The organism is Rhizobium sp. SRDI969 (assembly GCF_025152725.1).
GTDB classification, from domain to species: Bacteria; Pseudomonadota; Alphaproteobacteria; order Rhizobiales; family Rhizobiaceae; genus Rhizobium; species Rhizobium leguminosarum_I.
Genome location: NZ_CP104035.1, coordinates 3,591,868 through 3,611,841 on the forward strand (window position 1 = coordinate 3,591,868; position 19,974 = coordinate 3,611,841).

General features: G+C 61.5%; 19 protein-coding genes and 1 other RNA gene. 13 read left to right on the forward strand and 7 right to left on the reverse strand.

What is annotated here, in order from left to right:
* Positions 1–30: 30 nt before the first annotated feature.
* Positions 31–408: a DoxX family protein gene (locus tag N2A41_RS17890; RefSeq protein ID WP_222384604.1), complete on the forward strand. Its 378-nt coding sequence runs from the start codon at positions 31–33 to the stop codon at positions 406–408.
* Positions 409–414: 6 nt separating this feature from the next.
* Here N2A41_RS17890 and N2A41_RS17895 read toward each other — a convergent pair whose 3' ends face one another.
* From N2A41_RS17895 to N2A41_RS17905, 3 genes are all read right to left on the reverse strand, one after another.
* Entirely contained in the window at positions 415–2,523 is a 2,109-nt protein-coding gene (locus tag N2A41_RS17895; protein WP_260109387.1) for a mechanosensitive ion channel family protein, read from the reverse strand.
* A 279-nt stretch (positions 2,524–2,802) separates the two neighbouring features.
* Positions 2,803–3,834: a phosphogluconate dehydrogenase (NAD(+)-dependent, decarboxylating) gene (gnd, locus tag N2A41_RS17900; protein WP_260109388.1), complete on the reverse strand. Its 1,032-nt coding sequence runs from the start codon at positions 3,832–3,834 to the stop codon at positions 2,803–2,805.
* A 135-nt stretch (positions 3,835–3,969) separates the two neighbouring features.
* Positions 3,970–4,452: an SRPBCC domain-containing protein gene (locus N2A41_RS17905; RefSeq protein WP_260109389.1), complete on the reverse strand. Its 483-nt coding sequence runs from the start codon at positions 4,450–4,452 to the stop codon at positions 3,970–3,972.
* A gap of 55 nt (positions 4,453–4,507) precedes the next feature.
* Here N2A41_RS17905 and N2A41_RS17910 point away from each other — a divergent pair, with 55 nt between their 5' ends.
* The 4 genes from N2A41_RS17910 to N2A41_RS17925 all read left to right on the forward strand — a co-directional run bounded on the left by N2A41_RS17910 (position 4,508) and on the right by N2A41_RS17925 (position 8,268).
* On the forward strand, positions 4,508–4,840 hold the full coding sequence (locus tag N2A41_RS17910; RefSeq protein WP_164563985.1) for an ArsR/SmtB family transcription factor: 333 nt from the start codon (positions 4,508–4,510) through the stop codon (positions 4,838–4,840).
* A 76-nt stretch (positions 4,841–4,916) separates the two neighbouring features.
* The gene (locus tag N2A41_RS17915; RefSeq protein WP_260109390.1) at positions 4,917–5,453 is read left to right on the forward strand and encodes a helix-turn-helix transcriptional regulator; all 537 of its coding nucleotides are present in this window, start codon (positions 4,917–4,919) and stop codon (positions 5,451–5,453) included.
* Positions 5,454–5,550: 97 nt separating this feature from the next.
* Positions 5,551–6,534: an NAD-dependent epimerase/dehydratase family protein gene (locus N2A41_RS17920; RefSeq protein WP_260109391.1), complete on the forward strand. Its 984-nt coding sequence runs from the start codon at positions 5,551–5,553 to the stop codon at positions 6,532–6,534.
* Between the two features lie 246 nt (positions 6,535–6,780).
* Positions 6,781–8,268, forward strand: coding sequence for an esterase-like activity of phytase family protein (locus N2A41_RS17925; RefSeq protein WP_260109392.1), 1,488 nt, complete (start codon positions 6,781–6,783; stop codon positions 8,266–8,268).
* A 183-nt stretch (positions 8,269–8,451) separates the two neighbouring features.
* On the opposite strand, the gene ssrS is transcribed toward N2A41_RS17925, so the two are convergent.
* From ssrS to N2A41_RS17940, 3 genes are all read right to left on the reverse strand, one after another.
* Positions 8,452–8,610: non-coding RNA, 6S RNA (ssrS, locus tag N2A41_RS17930), on the reverse strand.
* Between the two features lie 69 nt (positions 8,611–8,679).
* Positions 8,680–9,057 (reverse strand): cell division protein ZapA, encoded by a 378-nt coding sequence (locus N2A41_RS17935; protein ID WP_018072888.1) that lies wholly within the window; start codon positions 9,055–9,057, stop codon positions 8,680–8,682.
* A 15-nt stretch (positions 9,058–9,072) separates the two neighbouring features.
* On the reverse strand, positions 9,073–9,348 hold the full coding sequence (locus N2A41_RS17940) for a DUF4164 domain-containing protein (protein WP_012758879.1): 276 nt from the start codon (positions 9,346–9,348) through the stop codon (positions 9,073–9,075).
* Between the two features lie 333 nt (positions 9,349–9,681).
* Here N2A41_RS17940 and tkt point away from each other — a divergent pair, with 333 nt between their 5' ends.
* From tkt to N2A41_RS17980, 8 genes are all read left to right on the forward strand, one after another.
* On the forward strand, positions 9,682–11,655 hold the full coding sequence (gene tkt / locus N2A41_RS17945; protein WP_260109393.1) for a transketolase: 1,974 nt from the start codon (positions 9,682–9,684) through the stop codon (positions 11,653–11,655).
* 81 nt (positions 11,656–11,736) lie between these two features.
* Positions 11,737–12,747, forward strand: coding sequence for a type I glyceraldehyde-3-phosphate dehydrogenase (gap, locus tag N2A41_RS17950; protein WP_024323244.1), 1,011 nt, complete (start codon positions 11,737–11,739; stop codon positions 12,745–12,747).
* 247 nt (positions 12,748–12,994) lie between these two features.
* Positions 12,995–13,312 carry a hypothetical protein gene (locus N2A41_RS17955; RefSeq protein WP_017968139.1) on the forward strand — a complete coding sequence of 106 codons (318 nt, stop codon included), beginning with the start codon at positions 12,995–12,997 and terminating at the stop codon, positions 13,310–13,312.
* Positions 13,313–13,570: 258 nt separating this feature from the next.
* Complete coding sequence (locus N2A41_RS17960; protein WP_162119434.1) at positions 13,571–13,750, forward strand: hypothetical protein; 180 nt, start codon at positions 13,571–13,573, stop codon at positions 13,748–13,750.
* A 488-nt stretch (positions 13,751–14,238) separates the two neighbouring features.
* The gene (locus N2A41_RS17965; protein WP_026154567.1) at positions 14,239–16,113 is read left to right on the forward strand and encodes a potassium/proton antiporter; all 1,875 of its coding nucleotides are present in this window, start codon (positions 14,239–14,241) and stop codon (positions 16,111–16,113) included.
* 70 nt (positions 16,114–16,183) lie between these two features.
* Positions 16,184–17,386 carry a phosphoglycerate kinase gene (locus tag N2A41_RS17970; protein ID WP_026154568.1) on the forward strand — a complete coding sequence of 401 codons (1,203 nt, stop codon included), beginning with the start codon at positions 16,184–16,186 and terminating at the stop codon, positions 17,384–17,386.
* A 224-nt stretch (positions 17,387–17,610) separates the two neighbouring features.
* Positions 17,611–18,636, forward strand: coding sequence for a class I fructose-bisphosphate aldolase (locus tag N2A41_RS17975; protein WP_260109394.1), 1,026 nt, complete (start codon positions 17,611–17,613; stop codon positions 18,634–18,636).
* 150 nt (positions 18,637–18,786) lie between these two features.
* On the forward strand, positions 18,787–19,710 hold the full coding sequence (locus N2A41_RS17980; RefSeq protein WP_222280435.1) for a PhzF family phenazine biosynthesis protein: 924 nt from the start codon (positions 18,787–18,789) through the stop codon (positions 19,708–19,710).
* 47 nt (positions 19,711–19,757) lie between these two features.
* Here the strand turns inward: N2A41_RS17980 and N2A41_RS17985 are convergent, their stop codons facing one another.
* Complete coding sequence (locus N2A41_RS17985; protein ID WP_003542801.1) at positions 19,758–19,922, reverse strand: hypothetical protein; 165 nt, start codon at positions 19,920–19,922, stop codon at positions 19,758–19,760.
* Positions 19,923–19,974: the final 52 nt, after the last annotated feature.

The following is a 19,974-nucleotide window of genomic DNA, read 5'->3' on the forward strand; positions in this document are numbered from 1 at the left end:
GAGATGTGAGAGGCGGGAGAACGGTTCGATATGCAGGATGGTTCGGCCTTTGTGATGCTTGCCCTCGGACGTCTGCTGCTGGGCGGCCTCTATGTCGCTGGCGGCATTCATCATTTTTTCGTTATCGTGCCGCTGACCGACGCGATCGAAGCCCGCGGCATTCCTTTTGCGAAAGGAGTGCTAGTCATGGGCAGCCTGTTCCAGATCGTCGCCAGCATCCTGCTGATGCTCGGCCTTTTCGTCACGGCAGCGGCATTCGGTCTCATCGTCTTCACGCTGGCGGCCACCATCATGCTGCTGAATTTCTGGGACATGCAGGGAACGGCGCGCGACAGCGCGATCAATACCTGGAAAACCAACATGGCGATCATTGGCGGCCTGCTGATCGCAGCCGCCGGCGCCATGTGAGGCGGTTCATGCCGCCGGCTCGCCGCCCGCTCGCGCATGCGCGGCGTAGCGCGCGACGGCAGCATCCACCTCCGCGTCGCGGTCGCCCGCCACCTGCACCGTCGGCACGGCAAATTCGATACCGTTTTCCTGGAAGGCATTGCGGATCATCGCCAGCGCATTGCGGCGGATGACGAATTGCTCGCCTGGCTTCGTCATCATCGACAGCCGGATTTCGATGGCGAATTCGCCGAACTGCTCGACACCCTTCATCTTCAGGGTCTCGATGATATGAGGACCGAATTCCGGATTTTCGAGCAGCGTCTGGCCGATCTGCTTGATCACCTTCTTCGCCTTGACGAGATCTGTGTCGTATTTGACGTTGAGGCTGATCTTGTCGATCGTCCAGTCGCGATTGAGGTTTTTCACTGCGCCGAGTTCACCGAACGGCACCGTCGTCAGCGGCCCGCGATGATGTCTGAGCTTCACCGAGCGCAGGCTGAAGGCCTCGACTACGCCCTTATGGCTGCCGCTTTCGATATATTCGCCAATGCGGAAGGCATCGTCCCAGAGATAGAACATGCCGCTGATGACGTCCTTGACGATCGTCTGAGCGCCGAAGCCGACCGCGACGCCGACGACACCGGCGCCGGCGATCAGCGGCCCGATCTCGATACCGAGGCCGGAGAGCACCATCAGAGCAGCAATGACGGCGATCACGACGGCGAGAATATTGCGGAAGATCGGCAACAGCGTCTGTATCCGCGCGCGTTTGGCCTTCTCTTCATCCGTTGCTCCGCCATCCACGGATGAATCGAGCAGCTTGCCCTCGATATAGGCCTTGATGACATGCCAGAGCAGATCGGCGGCAAGCAGGATGACGATGCCGCCGATCACGCCGCGCGCGATCTTGTCGATCATCGTTTCGCCGGCGGCCATCGTATCGGCACCGACGCCGAGCATATGCCCAAGCCAGACGGCGGCGACGGCAATGATCAGCGCCCGCACACCCCGGTCAAGCAGCACGGCTGCAATGCGGCGCGTAGCAAGGAAGCTCGCTTCGGTCTGCTGCAGCGATTTTACCGCAATCGTCGAGACGGCGAGCACGCGCGGCAGCAACAGCACATAGACGCCGAGCCAAAGCAGCCAGTTGAAGCCTGCGACCCAGAGGCTCCAGAGCACCAGGAAATAGACGGTAAGCGCCCAGGAGGTCCCGTGGCCGCGCCTCTCGTCCTTGTGCGGCCGCGACCAGACCGCCGCGATCGCGATCAGCAGCAGGCCGATGCCCAGGATATAGCCGACGAGGAGCCGCACGCTCGAGGAATAGCCGAGCGGCTCCATCGACTGGATCACCGCCCAGCCGAAAATGAAATAGATGACGAAAGTCGCACAGCGTCGATACCAGAAGAATGCAACCGCGCGCGCCGGCATGATCGCAGCGGTGACACCCTGCCGTTCCTCCTCCATCCGCGCCAACCCGATGAGATCAACCAGGACGCCTCCGAGGCAAATCGTGAAGCGCTGGACCACGAGCGCGACAACGCAAACGATCGCGATGCTCTGGCTGACCGGCGGCCAGCTGACGCTGAGAAGAGCAAGCGCCGTCGCCACGGCAAAGATCAGCGCCGGGATGACGCGCGGGGCAAGATGCATGCCCGCCATCTGCGCCGCCTGGCGGCGGCGGCGAAAGGCATAGCGGGCGATGCGCTCGACGATGGTGCCGAGCAGGAAGATCGCCAGAAACTGCGCCGCCATGCGCGGCCAACCGGCGGCGGCGATTTCACCGAAGAACAGCGAAGAAGCATTGCCGACCTGTGAGGGCAGCATCATCGCCGCATCGGAGACCATCGAGACGTGCCGGCGAGCATGCTGAAGCAGACCCGACAAGACCGACATCTGGTCGCCGGCCGCCGAATCGCTCGCGGGCGCCGCCGTCATCTGCGTCGACATCCATTGGTTGACCTGAGGCGTCTGCATCAGTTCCATCATCTGACGCACCTCGGCCGGCGGACCTGCCGTAACAGGAGCCGCAGGTGAGATCTGCGCAGCACCCGGCAAGTCTGCCGAAAAAAGCGCCGACAGCGCCACTATGCAGAATATGGCGATCCTGGAGATCCCTGCCATGCCACGCTTCATTGCCGTCCTCCGATGGGCCGCCGACCGCCGATGCAGGCCAACGTCTTTCGATAGCATCGATAGCCTCGACCGATGCTGCCAGCAAGGAGGGTGGAGGCGAAGATCATCGGGAAGGCAGGCGGTGGAGCAGCGGGACCTTCGATCTCAAATTCAGAGCCCAAATTCAGTCCCTGAATTCAGGGCCTGAATTTGGGGACGGCGGCCTCAGCTATGACGGCGGGTGCGCTACTGCGCCACGCGTCTTTTTAGACGCATGGCGCAGTAGCGCTTTTTATTGTTTTAGGATTTCGCGACCGGTTTTTCCACGTGGCCACCAAAGCCCGCGCGCATCGCCGACAGTACCTTGTTGGCGAATTCGTCGTTATCGCGCGAGGAGAAGCGGCCGTAGAGCGCAGCGCTCAGCACCGGCGTCGGCACGCTTTCGTCGATCGCCGCCATGATCGTCCAGCGGCCTTCGCCGCTGTCCGAGACGCGGCCGGCATATTTCGAAAGTGCGGGATCGGCATGCAGCGCATCGGCCGTGAGATCGAGCAGCCAGGAGGTAATGACGCTGCCGCGGCGCCAGACTTCGGCGACATCCTGCAGGTTGAAATCATATTGGAAATGTTCCGGATGAGCGAGCGGCGCGGTCTCCGCATCGGCCTCGTGCGAGGCGGCGCCGATATTGGCATGTTTCAGAATATTGATACCTTCGGCGTAGGCGGCCATCAGGCCGTATTCGATGCCGTTATGCACCATCTTGACGAAATGACCGGCGCCATGCGGGCCGCAATGCAGATAGCCTTGTTCCGCCGTGCTGGCTGCAGCCGCTTCAGCGCTCCGGTTCGGCGAGGCCTCCGTCTTGCCGACGCCGGGCGCCAACGTCGCGAAGATTGGGGAAAGATGCTCGACAATACCCTTCTCGCCGCCGATCATCAGGCAATAGCCGCGCTCGAGGCCGAAGACGCCGCCGCTGGTGCCGACATCGACATAATGGATACCTTTGGTGATGAGTTCGGCGCCGCGGCGGATATCGTCGTGGTAGTAGGAGTTGCCGCCGTCGATGACGATATCGCCATTCTCAAGCAGCGGCATCAGGCTCGCCAGCACCTTGTCGACGATCGCTGCCGGCAGCATTAGCCAGATCGCGCGCGGATGGCTGAGCTTCGAGACGAACTCCTGGAGCGAAGCACTGCCGATCGCGCCGAGGCCGGCGAGCTCGGCAACGCTTTCCGGCCTGGCGTCGTAAACGACGCATTCGTGACCGCCCCGCATCAAGCGCTGGACCATATAATTGCCCATGCGGCCCAAACCAACCATGCCAAGCTGCATAATGAATCTCCTGGAAACCGAAATGAAGTATCGACTCCGGAAATTAGCACCCGCAGTGTGACAGGCAAGCAAAGTCTCGGTGATATCGGCGAATGCGACGATTGCACCGCCGACCTCGCTGAGATCGACGTATCGTCAAATGTCCGGCGCGCTGGCCGGCTCACCCTTCATTTCGCTGAGGAACATGCCCTCGCGCAGATTGATGCCATATTCAACGAAAGCCTTCATGCAGCAGAGCATCTGCGTCCAGCCTTCGCAATTGAGATAGGTGCCGCGCCGGCCGGCATCGTCTTCGCGCCAGCCGGTCTCGGCGATCGTCACCAGCGTCCCGCCATCCTCCAGCGGCTTGAAGGTCATCTCCACCAGCGTCTTGTATCTTGCCTCGTCCCCGCCAGTGCCGCCATCCCAGCGCAGCACGATGCGGCTTTCCGGCACGAGTTCGACGACCTCGACTGGCGCATCCTTCCACCAGGTCACCGTCGTGCCCGTCACGAGCGGCGCGCTCGCCCCACCGATCGTGGTGAAATAGCTGCTGAGCTTCTTCGGATTGACGACGGCATCGAACACCTCTGCGACGGGACGGCCGATGCGGCCGGAAACGCGGATTCCGAGAGACATGATACTTCTCCTCTTCTCCATTGTGCCTGGCATCATTATGTTATAAAAATATAACATGTCAAGCGAATCAACCGACGACCCGGTTTTCAAGGCGCTGGCGCATCATCGCCGCCGCGACATCCTCGATCTGCTCAAGGATGGCCCCCGAACCACTGGGAACCTTTGCGAGATGTTTCCGGAGATGGACCGCTGCACGGTGATGCAGCATCTGAAGGTGCTGGAGGAGGCCGACCTGGTCATCGCCAGGAAGGAAGGTCGCGAGCGCTGGAACCACCTGAACAGCCTGCCGATCAAGCACATCTATGACCGCTGGATCAGCACCTATGCCGGCCATGCGCTCTCTATCCTCGACCGGCTGAAAGGCGACCTGGAAGGTCAGCCCGAATAATGACCCGGCTGTCAAACCATCTTGCCGCCCGATCCGTCGAAGCCTTATGCTGCCAAAACGGCACGGGATCAGACAGATGACGATATCGGGAGCCGGCATACGCCGCATGCGCCTGCTGCGCAGCATGAAACAGGGACATCTCGCCGAACTCCTCGGCGTCAACCAGGCGACCGTCTCGCGCTGGGAGCGCGATCAGCTCAGCCTGTCGCCCGAACAGGCCGTCAAGCTGGAACGGATTTTCGCCTCGCCCCGACATGCAGCAGTCGATGCAGCGCTGAAGCGACTGATCGAGGATTCCGTCCGGCCGGTGCATCTGATCTGCGACCGCACCCACCGGCTGCTATCCGCCTCTCGCCCGCGGCAAGCGGAGTGGCGGGCGCCACTCGGCGCCTTTCTCGGCCGTTCTCTGTTCTCCTACGCCTCCGCCGAGATCGCCGCCGCCGAGCAGTCGCTGGAGGAGCGCGGCTGGCATGCGGGCAGGCTCTCGTCGCTGACCCTCGATACCGGCGCCAACGGCAATGCGCTGCTGCCGATCGCCGCCGGCCGCGTGACCTGGGAACGGATCATGCTTTCCGACGGCAGCACCGGCCGCCTTGTCACGACCATCGGCTGAGCCTCAAGCTTTCCTGCATCCCCATGCATAATTTATGCGTTGTCTGGAAACCTCAGTCTTTATAGCGTCCGCCGCCGAAGGGTCAGGAGACGATGTGATGACGATACTGGTGACGGGAAGTGCCGGCCATCTCGGCGAGGCGCTGATGCGGACCTTGAGGGCGGAAAGCCGCTGGGTGCGCGGCATCGATATCAAGCCCTCGGCTTTCACCGACATGGTCGGCTCGATCAATGATCGCGCCTTCATCAGGCAGGCGATGTCAGGCATCAGCCACGTCATCCATGCCGCGACGCTGCACAAGCCGCATGTGGCGACCCACGGCAATTACGATTTCCTCGAGACCAATATCGCCGGCACACTCAACCTGCTTGAGGAAGCGGTCGCTGCGGAGGTCGCAAGCTTCGTCTTCACCAGCACCACCAGCACCTTCGGTGCGGCATTGACGCCGGCTGCCGGCGAACCGGCGGCATGGGTGACCGAGGACGTGCTTCCCGTCGCGAAAAACATCTACGGCATAACGAAACTCGCCGCCGAAGGCTTGTGCGAACTCTTCGCCCGCAAGTCCGGCCTGCCGGTGGTCATTCTCAGGACGTTGCGTTTCTTTCCCGAAAACGACGACGATCCTGACATTCGCAACGGCTATTCGGCAGAGAATGCCCAGGCCAACGAGCTTCTTCACCGCCGCGTCGATATCAGCGACGTGGTCGCCGCCCATCTGCTGGCGCTCGAAAAGGCGCCGGCAATCGGCTTTGGCCGCTACATCGTCTCGGCCACGACGCCGTTTTCGGCAAGTGATCTCGCCGAGATCAGACGCGACGCGCCTCACGTCGTCGAACGACTGTTCCCGGATGCAGGCGCCCTCTACGCATCACGCGGCTGGAAGATGTTTCCGGCGCTCGACCGCGTCTATGTCAACGAACGCACAAGACGGGAACTCGGCTGGCAGCCGCGATATGACTTCCGTTTCGTGCTCGACTGCCTGCGCGACAACAGGGAGTGGCGAAGCCCCTTGGCACTCGACGTCGGCTCTAAAGGCTACCACGACGAGGTCTTTGCCGAAGGGCCTTATCCGGTCGGATAGAGCGCGAGCTGGAATGCGGCCATGCGAAAGCCCGACATCCTCTCGGCATGGCCTTTTCGCTGAAAAGCGTCATCCAGATATCATGATCCCGTCATAGACCGTCTGCCGGGGATATGGGGCGAAGAATTCCAGGGCGTGTTGTGCCATCGGGAAATCGAATCCAAGGCGGGGGTGTCATTTGAAGCGGTGTCCAGCCTGCGGGCGGGAAGCCGTTTCGAGAGCGCTTTTGACCGAGAGGGTATTTCCATGAAGAATGTCAGACCATACGCATTGCGGCTCTTCGCCGCGGTTCTACCCGCATCCGCCGCCTTGCCAGTCGTCGCAATGGCCGAGAATTCCGCCACCGTCGGTGGCCTCATCTTCGTCAACAAGGGCCTCGTCGGCATTGGCCGCATTGCGGCCAACCAGCGTGACAAATTCGGCGAGACCTTTGGTTCCGGCTCGGGCATGGCGGTCGATCCCGCCGCCTGGAGCCGCGACGGCGCCGGCTACAAGGGCACGCTCTACCTGCTGCCCGATCGCGGTTACAACGCCGTCGGCACCGCCGATTACCGGCCGCGCCTGAACACCATCTCGATCGGCTTGAAGCCGACCGCTCCGGGTGCGACACCCGGGGCCGGCAAGGAACAGTCTGGCGTCGACGCAAAGCTCGTCGATTCCATGCTCTTCGTCGACGACAAGGGTGGCGACATGACTGGTCTCGACCCGGAATCCGGCGTCCGCCCCGCTGCCGGTGATTTTCCGCCGCTGCCGCAAGCGGTAAACGGCAAGATCGCACTCGACAATGAAGCCATCATCCGCATGGCTGACGGCACCATGTTCGTCAGCGACGAATATGGTCCTTACATCTACCACTTTTCGGCCGACGGCCACCTGCTGTCGGCCACGCAGCCGCCGAAGGCACTTTTGCCGATGCGCAAGGGCGCGCTGAGCTTTGCCTCCAACAATCCCGGCCCCGGCGCATCCGCTCCGGACCCGAAGGATCCGGAGACTGGCCGCCAGAACAACCAGGGTCTCGAAGGTATGTCGATGACGCCTGATGGTAAGTTCATCATATCAGTGCTGCAATCGGCCGCCCGCCAGGACGGCGGCGATTCCAGCTCGACCCGCCAGAATACCCGCGCCATGATCTATGACGCCACCGATCCCGATCACCTGAAACTGGTGCACGAATATGTCGTGTCGCTGCCGGTCTTCAAGGACGCCAAGGACAAGACGACGATCGCCGCCGAGAGCGAAATCGTCGCCCTGTCCGACAAGACCTTCCTGATGCTCGCCCGCGACAGCGGCAACGGCCAGGGTTTGAAAGGCGACACCTCGCTCTACCGCAAGGTCGGTATCGTCGACGTTTCCGCCGCGACCGACATCGCCGGCAGCGATTTCGACGCCGGCAAGCCGATCGCGCCGAAAGGCGTCGTCGATCCCTCGCTGACGCCGGCAACGCCGACGCCCTTCATCGACCTCAACGACAAGGTCGAGCTTGCCCGCTTCGGCCTGCACAACGGCGCACCGAACGACAAGAACAATCTATCGGAAAAATGGGAAGCCATGGGTCTGGCGAGCGTTCTCGACCCGAACCTGCCGGACGACTACTTCCTGTTCGTCGCCAATGACAACGACTTCTTGACGCAGGATGGTTTCCAGGTGGGCGCCGCCTACAAGGCGGATGGCGGTGCCGACGTCGACACCATGTTCCAGGTCTTCCAGGTCACCTTTCCAGGCCTGAAGAAGTAACGGACGCGCAAAAAGGTGGACGCGCAAGCTGCATAATTCGTTAAATCGATACCGATTTAAGGACAAAATTATGCAGCCATTCAAAGTGTTACAGCGTCCTTTGCGCGTCTGAAAAGACGCGCGGCGCTGTAGACGCGTTCGCCCGCCAAATCCGGGTTTCCTGCCGACGATAAAAAGGAAAAGGTGCGATCCACGACCACCGATGGATGTTTACGATCCTGGGTGCCTACAAACGTAGGTGGGCGCCGTGTGTCCAGGCCCACGGGCCTGGCCAGGGACAGCTCCCTTTGGATCGAGTATGGCCCCAGGGATTGTGGTTCCTGTCGAGAGGCGCAGACCGCATGGCGATATATAAGGTCGTTTGCGCCGACGCGCCAGTGGCGACGGAAGCCCGCCCCTATTTAATTGAGATCAATTGAGTTCGGGAGCAGACCGGCCATTCAACTTGTCGGTGATGCCGCGGATTCGGCTCGACACCTCGCTCAGCGCTGCCGCAAGATTTTCTTCGGTTCGGGCGGTCGCTGCAAGCACCGTATCGCGGTTGCCGCGCAGCGACTCGAGCTCGGATTCCAGCCCGGCGACGCGGCGCGTCAGCTCGGCAATCTCGTCCATGACCATGATGCCGGCCATTACAGTGATCCTGAGATCGCCGATTTCCCCGAACTGGCCCTTGAGATGGCCGACATAGCTGTCGAAACGAGTGGCGAGATCGCTCAGGTGATCCTCCTGCCCTTCCTCGCAGGCCATGCGATAGGCCTTGCCGTCGATCGTTACCGTCACCTGCGCCATGCCAAACTCTTTCTATCAGCGATCCAGAACCGCGCGGATCGTTTCCATCGCCGTCACCAGCCGCCGCGATACCTCGCGATTGACCTCTTCCAGCCGGTTGGCGCGGAATTCGGCCTGGTCGAGCTCCTGCGCCAGCCGGGAACGGTCGGCGTGCACGCGCCGCACCTCGCCTTCGATCTCGCCCTGCTCGCGCTGCCGCTCGACGCGCATGTCGACGGCGTTTTCGAGGCTCGAAATCGCCTGTCTCAACTCGTTGAGCGCTGCTTCCATGGTTTTGCCTGTGGGCATCATGCCTTTCCGATTCCCGCGCAGGATCCGCGAATCGGCACTCCGCGCCGACCCTGCGATTTCAAAAGGATATGCAGCTCGCCGACGGCCCGTCAATAAATCCCGTCACCTGTCCGCCGGCCTATCCTGTGGATGAGCGTTTTACATAGGCTCGTCACATCAGATTCGTCATTTGTACAATCGCGCGATCAAATGTCAAAAATCGCCGTTGCCCGCCCGGATTTGACCTGCCATTTATTGACTTGCCCGTCCCAACTGCTATGTCTCTGCCGCTTTCACTCGATGGTCTTGGAGGCTCGAGGCCATCCCCCGACACCCGGAGCTTGCGGAAAAGCCATGACCTCTCCCGAACAACACGACCGGATGGCGAATGCGATCCGTTTTCTCGCCATGGACGCCGTTGAAAAGGCGAACTCCGGCCACCCGGGCATGCCGATGGGCATGGCTGACGTCGCGACGGTCCTGTTCACCAAATATCTGAAGTTCGATCCGAAGAAGCCGCACTGGCCGAACCGCGATCGCTTCGTGCTGTCGGCCGGCCATGGTTCGATGCTGCTCTATTCGGTGCTGTATCTGACCGGCTATCCGGACATGACGATCGAAGATCTGAAGCAGTTCCGCCAGCTCGGCTCAAAGACCGCCGGCCATCCGGAATACGGTCATGCCAGCGGCATCGAAACGACGACTGGACCGCTCGGCCAGGGTATTGCCAATTCCGTCGGCATGGCGATTGCCGAACGCAAGCTGCGCGAGGAGTTCGGCTCCGATCTCCAGGATCACTATACCTATGCGATCTGCGGCGACGGCTGCCTGATGGAGGGCATCAGCCATGAAGCCATCGCGCTCGCCGGCCACCTGAAGCTGAACAAGCTCATCCTGTTCTGGGACAACAACTCGATCACCATCGACGGCGCCGTCTCGCTGTCGGATTCCACCGACCAGATCGCCCGCTTCAAGGCAGTACACTGGAACACCATCGAGATCGACGGTCACGATCAGGCCGCTATCGCCGACGCGATCGAAGCTGCCCATGAGTCCGACCGCCCGACCTTCATCGCCTGCAAGACGACCATCGGCTTCGGCGCCCCGAACAAGCAGGGCACCCACAAGGTCCACGGCAACCCGCTCGGCGCCGAGGAAATCGCGGCCACCCGCAAGGCGCTGAACTGGGAAGCCGAACCCTTCGTCATCCCGTCGGACGTCCTTGACAACTGGCGTGCGGCCGGCGCCCGCTCGGTGGACCTCGTCGGGTCCTGGGAAGATGGCCTCGCCAAGGCTCCGGCCAGGGCCGAGTTCATCCGCCGCATGGCAGGCGATTTGCCGGAAGGCTTCGACGCCGCAATCAGCGCATACAAGAAGAAGCTCGCCGAGACCAAGCCGACGGTTGCGACCCGCAAGGCTTCGGAAGACGCGCTCGAGGTCATCAACGGCTTCCTGCCGGAAACACTCGGCGGCTCCGCCGACCTGACGCCGTCGAACAACACCAAGACCAGCCAGATGCATTCGATCACCCCGACGGATTTCGCCGGTCGTTACATGCATTGGGGCATCCGCGAGCATGGCATGGCGTCTGCCATGAACGGCATTGCGCTGCATGGCGGCCTCATCCCCTACAGCGGCGGCTTCCTGATCTTCTCGGATTATTGCCGCCCGCCGATCCGCCTTGCTTCGCTGATGGGCATCCGCGTCATTCACGTCCTGACGCACGACTCGATCGGCGTCGGCGAAGATGGCCCGACGCACCAGCCCGTCGAACAGCTCGCCGGTTTGCGTGCCATCCCGAACCTGATGGTCTTCCGTCCGGCCGACGCCACGGAAACGGCGGAATGCTGGCAGATCGCCATCAAGACGCATAACCGTCCCTCGGGCCTCGCTCTGACGCGTCAGAACCTGCTCGCAGCCCGCACCGAATACAGCGAAAAGAACCTGTGCGAACAGGGTGCCTATGTCCTCGCCGGCAATGCCGACGCCAAGGTGACGATCTTTGCCTCCGGCTCCGAAGTCGAAATCGCTGTTGCGGCTCGTACGGCACTCGAAGCCAAGGGCGTCACCGTCCGCGTCGTATCGGTTCCCTGCACGGAACTGTTCTTCGAGCAGCCGGAAGCCTATCGCAAGGAAATCCTCGGCAACTCGCCGGTCAAGATCGCCGTCGAAGCCGCTGTTCGCGAAGGCTGGGATGCGTTCATCGGACCGGAAGGCACCTTTATCGGCATGAAGAGCTTCGGCGCTTCCGGCCCGGTCAAGGAAGTTTACAAGCATTTCGGCATCACCGCCGACGCCGTCGTTGCGGCCGCGGAAGCAAAGCTTTAATGAGGGCGCCTTGAGGCGCTCTCCATCTCCTCAATTCCAGGCCCTCGCTATCGGGCCCTACTCTATCGGGAGTGAATGAACATGACAGTCAAGGTTGCCATCAACGGTTTCGGCCGCATCGGCCGCAACGTCCTTCGCGCCATCGTCGAATCCGGCCGTACCGACATCGAAGTCGTCGCCATCAACGATCTCGGCCCGGTTGAAACCAACGCCCACCTGCTGCGCTACGACTCGATCCACGGCCGCTTCCCGGCGACGGTGAAGGTCGAGGGTGACACGATCATCGTCGGCAACGGCAAGCCGATCAAGGTCACGGCGATCAAGGATCCGGCAACGCTTCCGCACCGCGAACTCGGCGTCGACATCGCCATGGAATGCACCGGCATCTTCACCGCCCGCGACAAGGCTGCCGCTCACCTGACAGCCGGCGCCAAGCGCGTCATCGTCTCGGCGCCTGCCGATGGTGCCGACCTGACGGTCGTCTTCGGCGTCAATCATGACCAGCTCACCAAGGAGCACTTGGTCATCTCCAACGCGTCCTGCACCACCAACTGCCTGGTGCCGGTCGTGAAGGTTCTCGACGACGCCGTCGGCATCGACCACGGCTTCATGACCACCATCCACTCCTACACCGGCGACCAGCCGACGCTCGACACGATGCACAAGGACCTGTATCGCGCCCGCGCGGCCGCCCTTTCCATGATCCCGACCTCGACGGGTGCAGCCAAGGCAGTCGGCCTCGTTCTGCCGCATCTGAAAGGCAAGCTCGACGGTACCTCGATCCGCGTTCCGACACCGAACGTTTCGGTCGTCGACTTCAAGTTCGTCTCCAAGAAGGCGACCAGCGTTGGTGAAATCAACGAAGCCATCATGGCCGCTGCCAACGGCAAGCTGAAGGGTATCCTCGGCTACACCGACGAGCCGCTCGTCTCCCGTGACTTCAACCACGACAGCCACTCCTCGATCCTCGCAACCGATCAGACCAAGGTCATGGAAGGCAACTTCGTGCGCGTGCTGTCCTGGTACGATAACGAGTGGGGCTTCTCCAGCCGCATGTCCGACACGGCAGTCGCTTTCGCCAAGCTCATCTGAGCGCTCTTGAGGCATCGACATACAAGCGGCCCGGGAAACCGGGCCGCTTTTTGTTGCCGTGCCTCCGAACGAAACCGCCCCCGCATTGGTATCTTTTCATCCATTGCCCGGATGAGATCTGCTAGAATACGTCACCCTGGACATTCCAAAATGCCCAGTTTCCTCACGCCGCATCGGCCACCGGCCAGGTGCGGAATGCCAATACCGTGCGGCAACACTGTCGCCCGGATGAAAATGAGAGAGATGGATGGATTACTTTACCGTTGAAATCGCCGGCCGTGCCGTTGCCAGTTTTCGTTCGGAAAATCACGAGGAAGCGACGCATTTCTTCGAGGCGGAAGACTTTCGCGACGATCTGACCGTCCTGGAATCCGAAGGCAGGCCTCTTTGGGACCGCAAAGCGGCCCTGAGCCTGCGCAAGGCGACCACCGAGGAAGCAAGCGAAGTCGAGCACGCCTATGAATTCGACGATGATCCTGAACGGACCATCGAGGACGAGTTCGTCGTGTTCCTCGTCCCGGTCGCGGATCTGACCGCTGGCGAAGACGATACCGTCGAAGACTGATCGACGATCCGCATCTTTTTCCGGTTTCGAAGTCATATCGAAGCGGCGGGTTCGATATGACGCCGCCGTTCGCAGGACAGGATGGCGGTGCTGACGCTACTCGGGTTCGAATTCGATAGGCGTCTCTACACGAAACCATCGTCGACGAATTCCTTGGCCGCAAGGATGATCACGGGTTGGCAATCCGCTGGCCAAGCGTGCTAGATTGAGGAAATGCACAGCGCTGCACAATGGCTAGTGAGCCAAGGGAGGTGATAAATGGCAGAGGCACAAAAGCGCTTGTCCCACACCACTCTCAAGCGGCGGCAGCGGTTTCACCCCAAGCGGGACGTCAGACCTGCCGTGTTGGCAAGGGCCAATCGCCTGGTCATCTGGGTCGCCGCGTTCATTGGCCTCTCGTTTCTCGCGATCGTCATACTTCAGGCGGTGTTGGGATAGCAGAGCAAGGGTCGGCCGCTTCTGGCGCAAAACTATAGCCGGCTGCTCTCGCTGGGCGGCCGGCACTTCCACCCGATATCGAAATATCTCAGCCTTCATTTTCCCCGCTCTCCGCACCCGCCCATGCAATCCATTCTTCCCGGACAGGGCAAGCGGGCCGCGTGAAAAGAGGAGCGTGTTTTATGTTCTTGCCATTCGCAGATACCGGCAGGAAAAATCCGTGCCTGTCTCTTTTGCCCTGCTCTCGCCTGATTTTCCTATACATTCTTTATAGAGACTTTCTCCCGTAGCATTCCATGTCGGTTGGCCGTCCGGCGGCCGTTCAGCAGCATGATGCAGCATCGCGACGAGGTTAAGCCGCAAGGCCTACCCTTCTCTGACGTTTTGCCGTTTACTGATGGATCGCCGCGCGTGACGGAGGGGTTGAATAAAGGCGGATCGGCCGGGTGCGGCTGTGTTCGCGAAGCAGTCGATGGAAAGGGGTGGGCATGGAAGCGTTCTATATCGTGGTGCTGGTTTCGACGGCACTCGTGCTTCTTGCCGCTTTTTCGAGCCTGCTCGCCTTCCGTTTCGGCGCTCCCCTGCTGCTGCTCTTCCTGATGATCGGCCTTGCTGCCGGCGTCGATGGCCTCGGCATCGAGTTCAGCAACAATTATCTCGCCTATATTCTCGGCTCCATCGCGCTGGCCGTGATCCTCTTCGATTCCGGCTTCGGCACGCCGATGCAGGCCTTCCGGCTGGCCGCCGTGCCCTCTCTGGCGCTCGCCTCGGTCGGTGTGCTGATCACCGCCTCGCTCTTTGCCTTGGCCGCCATGTGGCTTTTGAATTTCACTTGGCTTGAAGGCCTGTTGCTCGGCTCGATCGTCGCATCGACGGATGCCGCCGCCGTCTTTTTCCTGCTGCGCATCGGCGGCATCAATATCCGCGATAAGGTGCGCTCGACGCTGGAAGTCGAATCCGGCACCAACGACCCGATGGCGATCTTCCTCACCATCGCCCTCGTCGAGGTGCTGGCAAGCGGCGAGCGTTATGCCGGCATCAATATCGGCATGCTCGCCATGTTCGTGCAGCAGATGGGCCTCGGCGTCATCCTCGGCCTGCTCGGAGGCATGATGATCGTGCTGATCGTCAGCAAGCTCGATACCGATCGCGGCCTGACGCCGATCTTCGTGCTGGCGCTCGCCCTTCTCGTCTTCTCCTTCACCGGCGCAGTCGGCGGCAGCGGCTTCCTCGCCGTCTATGTCGCCGGCATCTACGCCGGAAACCGCAAGATGCAGGCGATCGGCACCATCAAACGCTTCCAGGACGGCATGACATGGCTGGCGCAGATCATCATGTTCCTGGTGCTCGGCCTGCTCGCCACGCCGTCGCAATTCCCTGTCATCATCGTGCCGGCCATCCTGCTCGCCCTCTTCCTGATCTTCGTCGCCCGGCCGTTGGCGGTCTGGCTGTCGCTGCTTCCCTTCGATTACACGCAGCAGGAGATCGGCTTCGTCGCCTGGGTCGGCCTGCGCGGCGCCGTTTCCATCCTGCTTGCCATCATGCCGATCCTCGGTGGGCTTGAGAACGGACAGATCTATTTCAACACCGCCTTCATCATCGTGCTGGTCTCGCTGCTCGTCCAGGGCTGGACGATCAAGCCCGTCGCCAAGAAGCTCGGGCTGATCATTCCGCCGCGCATCGGCGCTGTCGACAAGGTTGAGGTCGACCTGCCGGGCGCAGCCCACCACGAATTGCTCTCCTATCGCGTCATCAAGGATAGCCCGGTGCTGCGCGGCGAGCGCATTCCGCGCTGGGCGACGCCCTCGCTCGTCATCCGCGACGGCAAGTCGATGCGTTATCAATATGCCGGCCGGCTGCGCGAGAACGATCTCGTCTACCTCTTCATCGTGCCGAGCTACTCCCGGCTGCTCGACCGGCTTTTCGCTAGCCGTGCGCCTGTCGATGATGACGATGCCGAATTCTTCGGCGCCTTCGCGCTCTCTCCCGCCCGCCCCGCCGCCGATCTCGACGCCGCCTATGGCCCCGGCCTGCTCAACGAATCCGAAAAAGGCCTGACGATCGCCGAATTGATGCGGCAGCGCCTCGGCGGCAAGGCCGATTATGCCGACCGCGTCCGCCTCGGCTCGATTATCCTCATCGTCCGCGATCTCGACGAGCACGACCACATCACCTCCGTCGGCATGTCGCTCGAAGCGGTCGAACCAGCAATTACGCTGCCGATCTTCATCAATCTCAAGGACATCATCCAGCGCATCCGCGACCGGCTGAACGGACGCCGGAACCGGGAAACCGCAGCCTCCGAAAGCACGCCGAAAGCGCCAGCCGGACGCGACGAAGGCACACGCGAAAACGGCCGTTGAACGCCTTGCGTCTCGAATGATCCTTGCTATGTTCGGCGCAACTTTCGCCAACCACGACAGGATCCTCCCCATGCCTTCTTTCAAGACCCTCGACGATCTTTCCGACCTCAGCGGCAAGCGCGTTCTCGTCCGCGTCGATCTCAACGTCCCGGTGAAAGACGGCAAGGTTACCGATACGACGCGCATCGAGCGTGTGGCGCCGACGATCCTCGAACTGTCCGAAAAGGGTGCCAAGGTGATCCTGCTGGCCCATTTCGGCCGGCCGAAGGATGGCCCTTCGCCGGAGCTGTCGCTGTCGCTGATCGCCCCTTCCGTCGAGGAAGTGCTTGATCATGCCGTGCTGACGGCTTCCGACTGCATCGGCGAGGCCGCCGCCGCCGCCGTTGCCGCAATGAATGACGGCGATATCCTGCTTCTGGAAAACACCCGCTTCCACAAGGGCGAGGAAAAGAACGACCCCGACTTCACCAAGGCACTTGCCGCCAACGGCGACATCTATGTCAACGATGCCTTCTCGGCCGCCCACCGCGCCCATGCCTCGACCGAGGGGCTTGCCCACCACCTGCCGGCCTATGCCGGCCGCACCATGCAGGCCGAGCTGGAGGCGCTGGAAAAGGGCCTCGGCGATCCGGCTCGCCCTGTCGTTGCGATCGTCGGCGGCGCCAAGGTCTCCACCAAGATCGACCTGCTGATGAACCTCGTGAAGAAGGTCGATGCGCTCGTCATCGGCGGCGGCATGGCCAATACCTTCATCGCCGCCCGCGGCACCAACGTCGGCAAGTCGCTCTGCGAACATGATCTCGCCGAAACCGCCAAGCAGATCATGATCGAGGCCGCCACTGCCGGCTGCGCCATCATCCTGCCGGAGGATGGCGTGATCGCCCGCGAGTTCAAGGCGGGCGCCGCCAACGAGACGGTCGATATCAACGCCATTCCCGCCGATGCCATGGTGCTCGATGTCGGCCCGAAGTCCGTCGAGGCCATCAACGCCTGGATCGAGCGCGCCGCAACCCTGGTCTGGAACGGTCCGCTCGGTGCCTTCGAGATCGAACCCTTCGATGCTGCAACCGTCGCTGCTGCGAAATATGCCGCTGGGCGCACGGTAGCCGGCAAGCTCACCTCCGTTGCCGGCGGCGGCGATACCGTCTCCGCGCTCAACCATGCCGGCGTTGCCGACGGTTTCACCTATGTCTCGACCGCCGGCGGCGCCTTCCTTGAGTGGATGGAAGGCAAAGAGCTTCCCGGCGTCGCCGTCCTCAACGCTGCTAAATAGGCACCAAGACTGATTGCGCAGATTTTACATGTGGATAGACCGCGGAAGAAAAGAAGCTTCCGCGGTCTTTTGCTCAGAGGACGAAAAAAATCCCAACTTTCAAACGATTGAATTGAATTCAATCGTTTCAATGACTTAGCCTTGCATTTTCCTCCCTATAAACTTCTGTTATCCGCATTCTATATTCCTGAAGTGCCGATGTTTATTGTTGTGGAGAGAACGAAATGAGCGAACGACTGGAAGACATTGCAGTGCAGATGGTTACGGGCGGCCGGGGACTGCTCGCCGCCGATGAATCGACCTCCACCATCAAGAAGCGTTTCGACGCGATCAATCTCGAATCGACCGAAACGAGCCGGCGCGACTACCGCGAAATGCTCTTCCGCTCCGACGAAGCGATGAAGAAATATATCTCCGGCGTCATCCTCTTCGAAGAGACGCTGTTCCAGAAGGCTGCGGACGGCACGCCCTTCGTCGATATCATCCGCGCCGCCGGCGCCATTCCCGGCATCAAGGTCGATACCGGCGCCAAGCCGATGGCTAAATATCCCGATGAAACCATCACCGAAGGCCTCGACGGTCTCGGCGAACGCCTTGCCAGATATTATGAAGCAGGCGCCCGCTTCGCCAAGTGGCGCGGCGTCATCGCCATCTCGCCGACCTTGCCGACCCGCGGTTCCGTCCGCGCCAACGCTCAGGCGCTTGCTCGTTATGCCGCACTCTGCCAGGAGGCCGGGATCGTTCCGATCGTCGAGCCGGAATGCCTGATGGACGGCAAGCCGGGTGACCACAATATCGACCGCTGCGCCGAAGTGACCGAGTTCACGCTGCGCATCGTTTTCGAGGAACTCGCCGACGCCCGCGTCAATCTCGAAGGTATGATCCTCAAGCCGAACATGGTGATCGACGGCAAGAACGCTCGCAAGGCCTCGGTCGCGGAAGTTGCCGAACGCACCGTCAAGGTGCTGAAGGCGACCGTTCCGCCTGCCGTTCCCGGTATCGCCTTCCTCTCCGGCGGCCAGACGACCGAAGAAGCGACAGCCCACCTTTCGGCGATCAATGCCATCGGCCACCTGCCCTGGTTCGTCACCTTCTCCTACGGTCGCGCCCTGCAGGACAGCGCGCTCAAGGCCTGGAACGGCAAGCAGGAAAATGTCGCCGCCGGCCAGCGCGAATTCACCCACCGCGCCGAGATGAACAGCCTCGCCGCCAAGGGCAACTGGAAGAAGGACCTGGAAAAGGCCGCGTGACTTTTCACGTTCGAGATAGGCAGGGAGCGGCAAACGCAGCTTCCTGCCCTCAGCCCTTTCCTTTCCCCTCATTGTCACGGCGACAAGAAACTGCTTCGTTCCGCGAAAAACCGTGATTACTCATAGCGCCCTGTCACAACAGGAGCCGCCATGAACACCCTCTCCTATGTCACCGTCGATGTCTTCACCTCCACCCGCTTCGAGGGCAATCCGCTTGCCGTCATTTCCGATGCGCGCGGTCTGAGCGACGCGGCGATGCAAAAGATCGCCACCGAGTTCAACTATTCCGAAGTCACATTCGTCCTGCCGCCGGAAGACGCTCAGAATTCCGCCCGCGTGCGCATCTTCACCCCGACGATGGAAATACCTTTCGCCGGCCACCCGAACGTCGGCACGGCCTATGTGCTCGGCCAGCAGGCGGAGATCTTCGGCAAGCCGGTCGGCGATACGCTGCGCTTCGAGGAAAAGGCCGGCATTGTCGAGGTCAACCTGAAACGCAGCGGCGGAAAGGTTACTGCTGCCTCCATCCGCGCGCCGCAGCCGCTGACGATCGGCGATACCATCGCCGAGGAAACCGTCGCCGGCTGCGTCTCACTCGACCCCGGCGTCATCGTCAGCACCACCCATGCCCCGGTCTTTGCCTCGGTCGGCCTGAACTTCGCCGTCGCGGAACTGAACGGGCTCGAAGCGCTGGCCGCTACCCGCCCGAACCTTGCCGGGTTTCAGGCAGCTGCCGGCCGCCAGACGACCAGCGGCCACGACTTCTCGCTCTTCCTTTATGTGCGAACAGCCGAAAATCCATGGAAGATTCGCGCCCGCATGTTCGCGCCCCTCGACAACGTGCCCGAAGATCCGGCAACCGGCAGCGCGTCAGCTGCGCTTGGCGCCTATCTCGTCTCGCTTGCGCCCGAGGTCGATATCAACGTCCGCATCGCCATTGAACAGGGCGTCGAAATGGGCCGCCGCAGCGTCATCACTCTTGATGTCGTGAAATCCGACGGCATCGTCACCGATGTGGTCATCTCGGGAGGCTGCGTTTCCGTCATGCGCGGAGAAATTAGCTTGCAAGACTGACGATCCCGGATCGGGTCGTCGCCCCTGGGTTATATGTAATCCAGGGGCTACATCAGGAAATCGCGCGAAAGCAGAGCCACTGCCCAGACGGCGAAAGCGATCAGCGCGAGCTTCCAGAAATCCATCCGCCGCCTGAGGCCGGGAAGGCCGAGCGGTTTGATCACCTGTATCGCCATGGCAAGGATGAGCAGCAAGGCTATCAGCTTTGTCATGCTTTATTTTTTCCGTTTTTCGGAATGTCACAGGACGGACATTTTTCCGCGC